General features: G+C 47.3%; 10 protein-coding genes. All 10 read right to left on the reverse strand.

Going from position 1 to position 13,086, the window contains the following annotated elements:
- Positions 1-31: 31 nt before the first annotated feature.
- Positions 32-937, reverse strand: a complete 906-nt coding sequence (locus HZU75_RS04825) for a diguanylate cyclase domain-containing protein (RefSeq protein WP_180308036.1) — start codon at positions 935-937, stop codon at positions 32-34.
- Positions 927-3,878 (reverse strand): ATP-binding protein, encoded by a 2,952-nt coding sequence (locus HZU75_RS04830; protein ID WP_180308037.1) that lies wholly within the window; start codon positions 3,876-3,878, stop codon positions 927-929. Before HZU75_RS04830 ends, HZU75_RS04825 begins: the two co-directional genes overlap by 11 nt.
- Entirely contained in the window at positions 3,865-5,331 is a 1,467-nt protein-coding gene (locus HZU75_RS04835; RefSeq protein WP_180308038.1) for a tetratricopeptide repeat protein, read from the reverse strand. The genes HZU75_RS04830 and HZU75_RS04835 overlap by 14 nt, the downstream gene beginning before the upstream one ends.
- Positions 5,331-6,725 (reverse strand): ATP-binding protein, encoded by a 1,395-nt coding sequence (locus HZU75_RS04840; RefSeq protein WP_180308039.1) that lies wholly within the window; start codon positions 6,723-6,725, stop codon positions 5,331-5,333. Before HZU75_RS04840 ends, HZU75_RS04835 begins: the two co-directional genes overlap by 1 nt.
- A 154-nt stretch (positions 6,726-6,879) precedes the next feature.
- On the reverse strand, positions 6,880-8,652 hold the full coding sequence (locus HZU75_RS04845) for a response regulator (protein ID WP_180308040.1): 1,773 nt from the start codon (positions 8,650-8,652) through the stop codon (positions 6,880-6,882).
- A gap of 20 nt (positions 8,653-8,672) precedes the next feature.
- On the reverse strand, positions 8,673-9,449 hold the full coding sequence (motD, locus tag HZU75_RS04850; protein WP_180308041.1) for a flagellar motor protein MotD: 777 nt from the start codon (positions 9,447-9,449) through the stop codon (positions 8,673-8,675).
- A gap of 70 nt (positions 9,450-9,519) precedes the next feature.
- On the reverse strand, positions 9,520-10,458 hold the full coding sequence (locus HZU75_RS04855; protein WP_180308042.1) for a S49 family peptidase: 939 nt from the start codon (positions 10,456-10,458) through the stop codon (positions 9,520-9,522).
- A complete protein-coding gene (locus HZU75_RS04860) occupies positions 10,455-10,787 on the reverse strand; it encodes a Rieske (2Fe-2S) protein (RefSeq protein WP_180308043.1) in 333 nt (110 codons plus the stop codon). Before HZU75_RS04860 ends, HZU75_RS04855 begins: the two co-directional genes overlap by 4 nt.
- Positions 10,780-11,436, reverse strand: coding sequence for an HAD-IA family hydrolase (locus HZU75_RS04865; protein ID WP_180308044.1), 657 nt, complete (start codon positions 11,434-11,436; stop codon positions 10,780-10,782). The genes HZU75_RS04860 and HZU75_RS04865 overlap by 8 nt, the downstream gene beginning before the upstream one ends.
- Before the next feature lie 5 nt (positions 11,437-11,441).
- Positions 11,442-12,404 carry an RluA family pseudouridine synthase gene (locus tag HZU75_RS04870; protein ID WP_180308045.1) on the reverse strand — a complete coding sequence of 321 codons (963 nt, stop codon included), beginning with the start codon at positions 12,402-12,404 and terminating at the stop codon, positions 11,442-11,444.
- Positions 12,405-13,086: the final 682 nt, after the last annotated feature.

The raw sequence follows: 13,086 nt of genomic DNA on the forward strand, positions 1-13,086 counted from the left end.
CTGAAGGCTTTTTAAAAATTGACATCAGGCCTTATACCCCCAAGAAAACACGGTTTCTACCGGCAGCCTTGGCGTTGTAAAGCGCTTGGTCTGCAATTTGCAGCAAGCCTTCTACGGTGGGAATATCACTTCGCCATTGGGCCACGCCCGCACTGATGGTCACAATGTGCTGGCCAGGCGCTTTGGGATTTGGAATCGCTAACTCGGAAACACTTTGGCAAATTCGCTCGGCAATCAGCTTCGCCTCGTGCATCTGCGTAGCTGCTAATAGGCAGCAAAACTCTTCACCGCCATAGCGAGCCATTAAATCATTTGGATTGCGCAAAGCAGATTTAATCACCCCTGCCACCCGTTGCAAACAAAAATCGCCCGCCACATGCCCTTGGCTGTCGTTGTAACGCTTAAAGTAATCCACATCAATGAGTACCAGTGAAAACATGCTGGTTTCGGGCAAATCACGCGCGCGTTCAAACTCAAGTAACAAGCGCTCGAATAAAAATCGCCGATTCGCCAAGCCAGTTAAGCTATCGGTTTGCGCCAGAATACGCAATTGATCTTTGGCATGCTTGAAGGCTAAATGATTACGTACCCGTGCCCGAACAATCGACGGATTAAACGGTTTGACGATGTAGTCGACAGCTCCGGCATCAAGCCCTCGGGTTTCTTCATCCGGCGTCGCCAATGCAGTGATAAAAATAACCGGAATTTCTGCGGTATCAACTTTACTTTGCAAGATACGACATAACTCATATCCATCCATATCCGGCATCATGATATCGAGCAAAATTAAATCGGGTGCTTGTTTATTCAACTGAGCGAGGGCCTGCTCACCACTCATAGCAAAACGAACATCGTAATGCTCCGCGAGTAGCTCACCCAATGCCTCAATATTGGCCATCTGGTCATCAACCACCAGAATATACGGATCATGCCTCATGCTGCCCCTCCGTCATTAGAGGAAGCAAATTCGTCAGTGCCGCAGGATAATCCAATCGATCCAATGCGGCAGTGATACTCGCTAAAGATTGCAGCTCAGGAGCACCTTGCATTGCCTCTTGCAACGCTTGCAATTTATGGCGGGCTCGCAAGCTATTCGCTTCCAAGGCCGCACGCAAAGCCTGCGCTTGAGGCAGAAATTGTGCAGGAATTGGCAAATTAGACCCTATTGATGCAGGCAACTCGGTCGCCTGCTCCTGAATCAGTGGATAAATTGATTTAAGTGCTTTATTCCAGCTCTGCACTAGGCGCGTGGCATCTGGATAGATACCCCCCGTTTTCGCAAACTGGTTTAAATTTTGCTCTAATTGACTGGCCGCTTCATACAGTGCGGTCAAACCCAGCGTACCAGCCACCCCGCGCAGCGCATGCACTTTCGCCGTCAATGTCGGCACGTCTCGCTGCAACACCAAAGGCTCCATATCGGCAAAAAACGGCTGCTGCTCGATAAAAAACTGCTGCAACCAGCGGCGATAGCGGCCCACATTACCATTGAGCCGCTGCAGCGCTTCTTTCACCGACAAGCCTGCTTGCTCTAACTGCTCCAGCAAACATTTTTCTTGCTCGGTAAACGCGGTCTTACCCAAGCTCGTAGGCGATTGCAAAGGAGCCAGCGCATAACCTCGCTCTATCTGATAGTGGCAGGCTTGCAAAATCACTTCGCGCAATTTCTGCGCATCAATCGGTTTCAGCAAATATTCATTCATCCCAACTTCAGCACCCGCAGCACGTTCTTCAGAACTAGCATTGGCCGTTAGCGCCACAATATAAACTTGTGGATCAAGCACTTTAAACTGCTGATACCCCCCTTCGCGAATCCAGCGCGTGGCACTTAAACCATCCATCACAGGCATACGGCCATCCATCAACACTAAGTCATAACGCTCCTTGGCCAACGCCTCAATTGCAGCAAGACCAGTATCGACCACCTGCAAACCCAAACCTAGCTCTTCCAGTTGTGCGCTCACAATTAATTGGTTGGTAATAATGTCTTCAGCGTAAAGTACTTTGATTTGATACGGGATTCGTTCTTGCTTGATCGGCTCCTCGGCCATTGGCTCAGCTAGCTCTACCGGCTCCAGAGGTAAATCAACCCGAAAGCAGGTGCCCTCTCCAAGCTGACTAGTGACAGCGATTGAGCCTTGCATTAAATCAATCAAAGCACGGCATATCGACAAACCCAAACCAGTGCCGCCATATTTACGGGTCGTTGACTTATCCGCCTGTTCGAACTTGGTAAATAATCGCCCTAAACTTTGCTCATCCAAACCGATTCCGGTATCGGCGATAGAGAATTTGATCTGTTCGCCATCTCGATACGCACTTAAACGTATTGAGCCCTGTTCTGTAAATTTGATCGCATTGCCAACTAAGTTAAACAGAATCTGACGAATACGCGTTGGGTCACCCAAGCAGCCAGCCGTGGGCAAATGCGCAATATCGACCACAAAACTCAAGCCCTTCTCCTCTGCGCGCGGGCCAAACAGCGCAGCGACCTGCCCAATAATTTTGTGCAGATCAAACGGGATACATTCGAGCGTGATTTTCCCAGCCTCAATCTTTGATGCATCAAGCAAATCATTAATAATCTCGAGCAGCATTTCGGCATTCTCAAGCCCTATTGTGATTTGCTCTCGCGTATTGGGGCGTAATTCTTTTTGCAATTGCGCCAAGCGCAGCATACCGATTACGCCGGATAGCGGGGTTCGAATTTCATGGCTAACCAACGCCAAAAACTCATTTTTTGCCTCATTAACCGCTAATAAAGCATTTTTCTCTGCATCAAACTTGGCTTTTTGAACTAGGCTCTCATTCTCTAAAATTTTTCGCTGTTGCTCTGTTTTCAGTAGTTTCAAGCGAATTTCCGATTTACTGATTTTCCGCAATGCGGCACTTTGCAATTGGATCTTGGTTCGATCCGCAACCTGCTTGGTTTTTATTTCACAATGGCGCTCGTAGCTAATCAAAGCCTCTTCATAGCGTTCCATCAGTTCGAGAATTTCTGACTTTAACTCACAGATTTTCATCTCATGATGCATGGAATTATTTTTTAGTGAATACTGATTAGCGATTTCCACATACCGTAATGCATCAAAATAGCGATGACTTTCTTTTAGCACTTTAGCAATACCAAGGTTCGCCATAGCTAAAGGCCATGCATGATGATTACTTTCGGCTATTTCTATACTTTCATTAAATAGTTTTAGTGCCTTGTTTAGCTCACCCAAACCTAAATAAGAAAAGCCCATATGCATTAGCACTTCAGAAACTTGCCCGGCATCAGCACGTCGCCGGTAAAACCCACGTGCTTGCTCTAAATGCTCAATCGCTTTTGTATACTGCTGTAATTCATTGTAATCACTGCCCAGCCATAAATTCAGCATCATCAATAAAGTTGCATCATCTAAATCTTGGGCAAACTCTAGGGCTAACAAATGATGATGCAATGAATCCTCAAATAGATCAAAATAAAGATAAACTCCACCAACACCAATATAGGCCTTGATATAGTGCTCAATGGATTGATGCTCCAAAGCCAACTCCAGACATTCGCTCCAATACTCTAGTGCCAATTCTAATTCACCAACTGCATAGCATGTCTTTCCTAGACACTCATAAATATCTAGTAATAGCTGATCGTTCCTATTCTTTACCACTACTTTTTTCAAGACCGCTAGCAATACAGTCTTCGCATCAAAAAATCGACCTAACTTCTCTAATGCTTCACCTTTCAGATAGAGTGCATATTCAAGTTCGGCAGGCATATTTTCTTGGCTAGCTAATTGCTCCAATTCATTTGCGAGTTCCAAAGCCAGGTCATAATTCCGTAAACGATACTGTGCCTGCTTATCTTTTATCTGAGCATATTTATCGAGCATCATGCCATCCTCGCTGGTGAATCTGATTTACTTGCCCCAAAATCTCCTGATTAATCAGCAAAAGGCGTCGGCGAACAGATACGTGTTTGATATTTAATCTTGACCATGGTTGCGACTCGATTGCCTTACACAATCTCTCAGAGAAATCATATAAACTTTTTCCGTTATCTTCTGGGATAATATAATAATGAGCATTACCCAAATCCAACCAAACGTCTTTACTAGAACAGTAATCACTAATTACCATTAGGGCACGCTGCTCGATGATCTTCCTACTTTCTGGACTAACAATTATCTCGATTAATCTTCCAACATCGAGCATACGCTCGCAACGCTCCTTGAAATCGACAATCTGCCTAATTGTCATTCTAACGTTAGGAACATCAATAATTCTCTCGAATTTTCTAAATTCACGACGAAGCATTAAATAGCGACCACTAATTTTACGCCTTAAAGAAATTGAAAACCCATCCAACTTCCTTATCGCATCCAGACTTCGAGTTAATTGCAAGTACTGCTTTAAATACTGCAATGCATCACGCGCGCAAGCTAATTTTTTGCTACACACATATCGCATCCATAGCCATTCTCGTCGCAACTCATCGTCACTAAAAAGTGCAAAATAGCTAACAGCACCATTTAACACTTCATGAGCCTTTAAATCCTCATTATTCTCTAGTAAAAAATCAGCATATGCCAGCGCAACCAAAATATAGGCCCAGGCCATCTCAAATTTCCTAGCAATTACCAACCCAGATTCGTAATTTTCGATTGCAGCCTCACAGTTACCGCTCCTCCAATAGCAAATGGCTTTGTTTCTACATAGCTGCACAATCCAGGTCACATCAGAGTACAAAATAATATCTAGCTCAGCACGCGATATAATGGCTAACGCTGAATCATAATCTTTAGACTCAACAAATAAGTCCGACAAGAAAATACCGCTTTTTGCTAGTAACTTCTTATTAGCGATTAACTCAGACATTGAGAAGCAAGACATCAAAATTGCCTGCGCCTCCTCGCAAAACCCGGCCTCTTGATAGAGTATCCCTAAATTCAGATAGGCCTCAACAGCAACCTCTAGGCTTGATATTTCTAAGGCAATTGCCAAGCAACCACACCAGCAGTTAAACGCCTGAACATATCGATGCTGTTTATTAAAAACTAAGCCGAGCCACAACAAACCAAGCACCAAGTGTTTATTGTCTTTTTTCTTTTTACAAAACCGAGTGCCTTTCTCAATTAGTATCTTGGCTTGCTCCAACTTTCCAACCATTAAAAACGTACGGCCATAAAGTAAATAGGCGTAGCCGAGTGCTGTGTGCTGATGAGCTAGGCATAAATCTAATAACTTCTTACTTGCTATATGCTGAGAAGCATCAGACTGCCAGTAGCCTAGCTCGACCGCACTCACCAACTCAGCGATTTGGTTATCGACATCGGTTGGCAAATGCATTACTCCACCCTCATTGGGATTTTCTCGATCGCAGCTTGTGGGCTCAGATAAGTAAAATTGATTCTCGGTGGCTCACAATCATGCCATGCCCACGGAAAGTTATTGAACTGATTTAAGAGTTCAGAAATAAGTAACTCATTTTGGGTTAACCCATCATTAAAAAAAATAAGATATTTTCCAACATTCACTCTTACCCACAAGTCACCAGAAAGACAAAATTCGCGGAGTATGCCAGATACTTTTTTCTCAATAATGCGGCGAAAAATTAACTTAGTGTCTATCTCGACAAATACGAGCTGATGCTGAGATGATAATTTTTCACAGCGCTCTTTGAGTAAGCGCCCACGGCTAACAGAACTACGAAACACCACCAAACCCAGTAAGCTTTCAAAATCTTTTTGCGTTCTTTTTATATTTTTCGCTAGCAGATTCAAGCGATTAAATCTGGCTATTTTTTTAATTTCTTGCTCTGAGATTTCGCCAGCGATCCATCGAATTTTGAGCGCTTCATATTGTTTAAAATGAGCCAAAGCCAGCTTGAAATCATGCATTTGCTTAAATGCCTCGACACGCAGAAATTGGCTTTTTTGCTGCAAAGCAACATCATCAAATGTTTGCAAACCTGGCTCAGCAAGGCTCAACATTTGTAATACTTGCGATAACTGACCTTGGTTGAGCAAATATTCGGCGTAATGCACAGCAAGTACTGAGGTTGCCCAACGGATATTTTGCTGACGTGAGATTGCCAGCATTGCCTCAAAATACAATTCAGCCTCGGCAATTCGCCCCAGATGCTGGTAACAGACAGCAGCGGTTTTCCCTGCCTCCACCACCCATGTCATATCACCATGCTCCAGCAAGTAAGCTTCACTTTGGTACAGTATGTCGAGGGCGGCCTGATATTGCACCTGCTCCACTAGCCTCCCAGAAAGAAAGATGGCACTTTTCGAAATTAATCTCGAATTATCAATAGCATGAGCCAACTGGAAGCCCAGACGCAATAGCTCATCGGCATCTGCATGCCGACCAAAAATCACATACAGCACGCCGATATATAAGTAAGCCTCAATGGCCACTTCAACATTAAGCGCATCAATTGCAAGTTCGGTGGCTTGTGCTAAATCTTCCGTAGCGCGCAGATAATGCTTGAGACTGAAATGAGAAACACCGCGCCGTAAATAAATTTCGGCGCGATTGTGACTAATTGCAAATGTATTGGTTTTTTTGAGCGCCTGATTTAGCAGGCGGAGAGAGGATTTGAACCGACCAACGCCCCAAGCCATTTTGGCCTGAGTTATATACAAGCGCACCACTAATTCTGGCTCTAAATCGAGACGATTGCAGCGTTCAAAGAGTGCCGAGCTGGTTTGATAAGCTCGATCAATATCATGCAAAAACATGGATTCAACCTGCGTTAACAAGTCGGCCACAGCAGTGGCATCCAGATCCAGCAATTTATTCACTCTCTAGCACCCTATCACGCAATATTTCTTTATAGAGTGCCGGCGTATCGATCACAAATTCAAAACGCCAATTACAGGAATCACCCTAGATAAGGCTACTAGCGATTACCGCATGCAATTGCTCGGGTCGGATAGGTTTGGTCATAAAACCATTCATACCAACCTGAAAACATGCTTTGCGATCGGCTTCAAGCGCATTAGCCGTTAAAGCAATAATTGGAATTTTGCTACCTTGCTGTCGGATTAAACGCGTAGCCTCTAGCCCATCCATAATCGGCATTTGCATATCCATCAGAATCAGGTCGAACTCATGCTGTAACTGCATTTGAACTGCTTGCTCACCATTTTCCGCACTTAGAACAGTATGCCCCGCTGCCTCAAGTATTTTGGTAGCGACAAGGCGGTTGGTGGGATTATCTTCCGCCAGCAAAATAGTGAGCCGAGACACGCTAGGTATGGCAGCAGTCACCACCGCTGAGGCAGGCTCGTTAACAACAGGCAAATTAACCTTGAAGAAGAACTGAGTTCCTTTCCCAAGCTCTGAGGCGACCGCCAATTGGCCGCCTAGAAAATTCACCAGTTTTCTTGCGATCGTTAGTCCAAGCCCTGTTCCACCATATTGGCGGGAAAGTGAACCATCGGCTTGCACAAATGCATCGAAAATATGTGGCAATCGCTCTTGAGCAATACCGATGCCAGTATCACTCACACAGACGGATACTTCATCCGCCTGCACGACACAATCAAGCCTGACCTGCCCAGCCGCAGTAAATTTGACGGCATTGCCGACTAGATTGACCAACACTTGCTGCAAGCGTGTGACATCCCCATACCGGAGAGGCGCCGCGTTATCCGGCAGCGAAAGCACAAGGTCGATGCCTTTTTCTTTCGCTGCCAGCGCAAACATGGCGCGGGTATCTTGTAGCAATTCGATTAAATTGAAATTCTGCTTTTTAAGCTCAAACTGATCGGATTCAATTTTTGAAATATCCAGCACATCATTAACCAAAGCCAGCAACAAATCCGACGATGATTGAATCACCGCCAAGTCTCGGCGCTGAGCTGGGCTGAGCTCGGATTGTGCTAAAACATGAGCCATACCCACGATACCATTCATCGGCGTACGAATTTCATGACTAACATTGGCAATAAAGTGGGTTTTTGCCAGACTGGCCGCCTCGGCCGTATTGCGTGCCTGCTCCAACTCAGCCACGAGTTGTTTTTGTTCTAATTCGAGCAAAATGCCTTCAACAATGGCCTCGTTGTAATGACGAACACCTTTGATCACCACCACCATATACATAAAGCACATCGCAGCCAGTACATTATCTAGCTCACCAGAGCCTAGCAAAGCAGCAAGAAACACCGGGGTCAGAATCAGTATGGCAAAGTTACGTAAGGCTGAGTATTGAGCACCCAAAATCGGCACCGCCCCCGACACCAAACCCGATAATACAAAAGCCGTGAATAATCGAGTCGAATCCGGCGCGCCCTGCATCAGCAAAAAACCACCACAGCCCCAGACTGCGGCAGTCACATTGACCCCGGTACAAAACCGCCGATTCCAATAGGCAAAATCAATATCCGCCGGCAGTTTCTGGCTGGCATATTGTTGCGCACAGCGCAAACGCCAAAATGCAACGCCCCAGGTGAGAGCAATCCAAAGCAATAACAGGCGGGAGTCGATATGGTTATAGTGGGCGGCCGCCAATACCAGAGCAGTTAGCAAGCAGATCACTTGCCCTGGCACTGCACTGCGATACACCAGTTTGGTAATGCGCTCCAATACTGCTGCATTCCGCACATTATCCATCGGTGAAGCGCTTAACTGCTGGATAAAGGAATTGGCGGCGGTCATGTTTAAGTACGGGCTGGTATTTACTGCACAGGAATCACGGCAACTTCATCGCGATTGTCCGCCAGAATATTAAGAGTGACTCGCCGATTTCGCGCTCGGCTATCTTGCGTATCGTTCGACTCCACCGGGCGGAATTCCGCATAGCCAATTGCCACCATTCGCTGCGGAGCCACCCCAACACCCTGAAATAGCCTCACCACACTCGCCGCACGCGCGGCAGATAACTCCCAATTACTTGGAAATAAGCCAGCGCGAATAGGTTGATTATCGGTATGCCCCTCAATTTGGATTAAATTGTCCGAGTCTTTAACCCGCTCAGCAATGGCGGCCAGTGCATCGATTGAATCGGGCTGCAAATCAGCGCGACCAGTATCAAACAAAATTGAATCGCTAATTTCCACCGCAATCCCGCGCTTCGATTGTGTGACTTTCACCTTCCCCTGATCGATCAGCTCGCCAAGAGATGAACGCAAATCAGTGGCCATGCCTTGCATCTTTTTGGTTTGCTCCTCAAATCGGCCAGCATTGGGCATCATGGTCGGAGCGGGGATCACAATTAGCTTGGGAGGGGCTCCTGGCAGAGTCTGATTATCGGGACGCAGTAACTCCGCCGATTGCTTGGGCTGCTTAAAGGCATCGACCAGCGCACTAGAAAGGACTTTGTACTTTCCTTCATTCACTGATGAAATGGCATACATCACCACAAAAAACGCAAATAGCAGGGTGATGAAGTCAGCATATGACACCAGCCAACGCTCGTGATTTTCGTGCTCTTCAGGCCGTTTTCTGCGCGCCACAATCACCCCCACCAGGTATCTGCACAAAGCCCATATTCGGATTGAGCTAGGAACAAATACCCTGCATCAATTATTTAAGTTGCCAATTCATTTTGGCACCTAACGTGGTCGCTGCGGCCACACCAAGCTGCCGCGCTAAGCGATCAGCATACGAAGGCTGCGGGGTGAAATCCACGATATTTTCTACTTTCACCACATCACGCGCCACGCTATCGACCGAGCCCAAGGCATCAACCAAACCTAGTTTTAGCCCACTTTCGCCCGACCAGACCAAACCAGAAAACAGATCTGGGTTATTGGTTGCAAGGCGCTTGCCACGACCTTGTTTCACCACATTGATAAACTGTTGATGCACCTCGGCCAGCATGGCAACCGCTTTTTGCTTTTGCTCTTCACTTTGCGGTGAGAATGGATCAAGGAAGCCTTTATTGGCACCGGCAGTAATCAAGCGACGCTCAACGCCCAGCTTATCCATCGCACCGGTAAAGCCAAAGCCATCCATCAGCACGCCGATAGACCCCACGATCGACGCTTTATCAGCGTAAATCTTATCTGCAGAGACTGCCGCGTAATAACAACCCGACGCGCATACATCTTCTACCACCACATAAAATGGCGTTTGCGGGTGTTTTTTCTTGAGACGCTGAATTTCGTCATACATCATCCCCGATTGAACAGGGCTACCACCGGGACTATTGGCACGCAAAATAACCGCTTTGGTATTGCTATCTTCAAAAGCTGCTTTTAATCCAGACAACACCATTTCACTACTGGCATCACCGCCCGCAGAAATTTCACCCTTCAAATCAACCACCGCTGTGTGTGGGCCTTTGGAAGCGCTTTCGCTCTCTTTAGCACCAATCCAGCCCATGATCAGCGCTAAGATCAGAAATAAATAACTGAAAGTTAGCAGCTTGAAAAAAATCCCCCAGCGGCGGGCGCTGCGCTGCTCTTTTACCGAAGCGGTTAAGATTTCTTTTAGCGCATCGCGCTCAAATGAATCACTCATGCAATGTTTTCCTCAATCAGCCAGACTGCGCCGTTCTCTTCTTTCACGGGTAACGAAGTTAAGCGGCGCCCAACACAGGGGCCGCCCAAACACAAACCATTGGTGGGATCATAATATGCGCCGTGCGTAGAACAAATCAAATATTGTCGGCTCAGATCAAATACATCACCGGGATTAAAATCGAGCTCAATCGGAATATGCGCGCACTGATTGAGATAGCCGTACACTACCCCATCGTAACGCAAAGCAATCGCGGCGCGCTCTCCCAGCATAAAGCGGTAAGCCAAGCCCCGATCTAGCAGTTGCTCTGACGAACAAATCTTAACCATGCGCCAAAACCCACTCAACCAAGGCGTCAAATTGATCAAAAAATGCCAAGGCCGGCAGGGTTTGCAACTCATCCGCGTGATGTGCCCCATAAGTCAAACCAAGGCTGGCCGTACCCGCATTAACCGCCATTTGTAAATCATGGGTGGTATCGCCCACCATCACAGTACGCTCAGGGCTTACCGCCGTATACTCTAGGATGTATTCCAGCATAGCAGGGTGAGGCTTGGAAAAAGCCTCATCAGCAGTTCGCGTCACCTCAAAGTAATGCCCCAAGCGAGTGGCTTTCAGGACCCGATCTAAGCCCGCCCGCGATTTGCCTGTAGCCACGGCCATGCGGAAATCAGCATCACGCAAGCGCGCTAAACCGGCCTCTACTCCATCGTACAATTTGAGCTCTTGATCATTGGGCAAAAAATGAGCTCGATATGCTTCAATCACTTGGCGAATTTGCAGTTCGGTCGCTTCAGGGGCTAAATGCGCCATGGCCTCCGTTAAACCGTAGCCGATCACATAACGCGCCTCTTGCTCACTCGGCACAGTCAGGCCCACATCGGCAAAAGCACGCTGAATCGAACGGGCGATCATCCCCGTGCTATCCATTAAGGTGCCGTCCCAATCAAAAACGATTAAGTCCAAATTTCGTGCCATTAGAGCTATGCCCCTTCTTGCTGATTCAGCTGGTCAATATACGCTTGCAACTCAGTGGGTAATGGCGCCTCCAGCGTCATGCGCTCGCCCGTGAGCGGATGATTTAGCGTTAAACGCCACGCATGCAGAAACATCCGGCGTAACCCTTTTTTTGGTAATGCGCGGTTTACGGCCGAATCACCATATTTATCATCACCCAAAATCGCATGACCGCTGGCCGATAAATGCACGCGAATCTGATGAGTGCGACCGGTTTTCAGCTCACACTCCAGCAAAGAAGCACTAGACCAAGCTTGTTGTCGATTCACAATTGTGTGCGAGCTTAAGCCATCGGCGTGCACTTTGACGCGGCGCTCGCCATCGGGCGTTTCGTATTTCAATAGTTTCATTTTGACGTGGCAGCGTGTATGCGGCCACACACCTTCGACTAAGGCTAGATAACGTTTATCAATACCATGGCTTTCGCGCAGCACTTCGTGCATTTTCACCAGTGCGCTGCGTTTCTTGGCGACCAGCAGCAAACCCGAGGTTTCACGATCAAGCCGGTGAACCAATTCCATAAATTTGGCTTGCGGTCGTTGCGCGCGCAGCAATTCGATCACGCCAAAACTAATGCCCGAACCGCCATGCACGGCAATCCCGGCTGGCTTATCAATCACCAACAGCGCATCGTCTTCATACACAATCGGCAATTGCATGCTATCGGCGGCGGCCGACGCATTATTGGGCGCCTTGGGCTGCTCAGCGACGCGCACAGGCGGCAGGCGAATCACATCGCCAGCGGCAACACGCGTGGTTACATCGGCACGGCCTTTGTTGACGCGCACTTCACCCGAACGAACGATGCGATAAACATGGCTTTTGGGCACGCCTTTGAGACGTTTGAGTAGAAAATTATCTAACCGTTGACCGGCCTCTTCTTCATCAACCGTCACGAAGCTCACAGACGCTTTGCTTGTCTCGGACATATTGGCATATACTCTATGGCATGCTGCAGTGTATGCAGCTGGTTATCCCGATTAGGTTGTACCTGATCAGGATGAGGAAAGGGCTTAGCGAATGCGTTCCCGCAAGATATATCGCGGCAAACCTCGCCCCCTAACTCACTCAATTGGAAATTTGTAATCGGTATTTTACCGCTAATACCCAGCTTTCTGGATTGTGATTTCTTTCCCGCCGTAGCGGTTATCGTTGCCTACTCGATGAGAGCAAGTAGCGCGGGGCTCACAAAACGAGAGTGTTTGGCGTAGTCGCGGTGCAATAGCTGATTAGCGGTTATGACGCTCACCGCTCAATAAGAAGTAGCGATGGTAATTGATTTATTACATTAGCGCACTCACCGGATTTTTCACTTCTGGCCGTCAACCAAAGACACGGCGGGAAGTTCGCCCGACAGAGCATACAGATCATCGGAGTTACGATACCCAGTTCCTAAGTCAATAAAAATGCACGCAAAAATAGCCTCCGTGCTATGCCTTTAGCTCTGAACCACGCGTTCAGCTGAACTCCTGCTCACGATACGAGCCCTCTTTTATCCAAAGAGGTTGGAGTAGTTGGAATTTAATATGGGTTGTACATTGCTGCGGCCACACAAAATAGTGCGAAGTTTTTCATCGCCCAACATATTAAATATCCCATCAGCCGCCGACA

It is taken from the genome of Chitinibacter fontanus (assembly GCF_013423785.1).
Classification (GTDB): Bacteria; Pseudomonadota; Gammaproteobacteria; order Burkholderiales; family Chitinibacteraceae; genus Chitinibacter; species Chitinibacter fontanus.

Excerpts from the sequence above, each read along its gene's own strand:
- HZU75_RS04825 (WP_180308036.1), bottom strand. The coding sequence starts at position 937 with ATGAGGCATGATCCGTATATTCTGGTGGTTGATGACCAGATGGCCAAT.
- HZU75_RS04830 (WP_180308037.1), bottom strand. The coding sequence starts at position 3,878 with ATGATGCTCGATAAATATGCTCAGATAAAAGATAAGCAGGCACAGTAT.
- HZU75_RS04835 (WP_180308038.1), bottom strand. The coding sequence starts at position 5,331 with ATGCATTTGCCAACCGATGTCGATAACCAAATCGCTGAGTTGGTGAGT.
- HZU75_RS04845 (WP_180308040.1), bottom strand. The coding sequence starts at position 8,652 with ATGACCGCCGCCAATTCCTTTATCCAGCAGTTAAGCGCTTCACCGATG.
- HZU75_RS04855 (WP_180308042.1), bottom strand. The coding sequence starts at position 10,458 with ATGAGTGATTCATTTGAGCGCGATGCGCTAAAAGAAATCTTAACCGCT.
- HZU75_RS04860 (WP_180308043.1), bottom strand. The coding sequence starts at position 10,787 with ATGGTTAAGATTTGTTCGTCAGAGCAACTGCTAGATCGGGGCTTGGCT.
- HZU75_RS04865 (WP_180308044.1), bottom strand. The coding sequence starts at position 11,436 with ATGGCACGAAATTTGGACTTAATCGTTTTTGATTGGGACGGCACCTTA.
- HZU75_RS04870 (WP_180308045.1), bottom strand. The coding sequence starts at position 12,404 with ATGTCCGAGACAAGCAAAGCGTCTGTGAGCTTCGTGACGGTTGATGAA.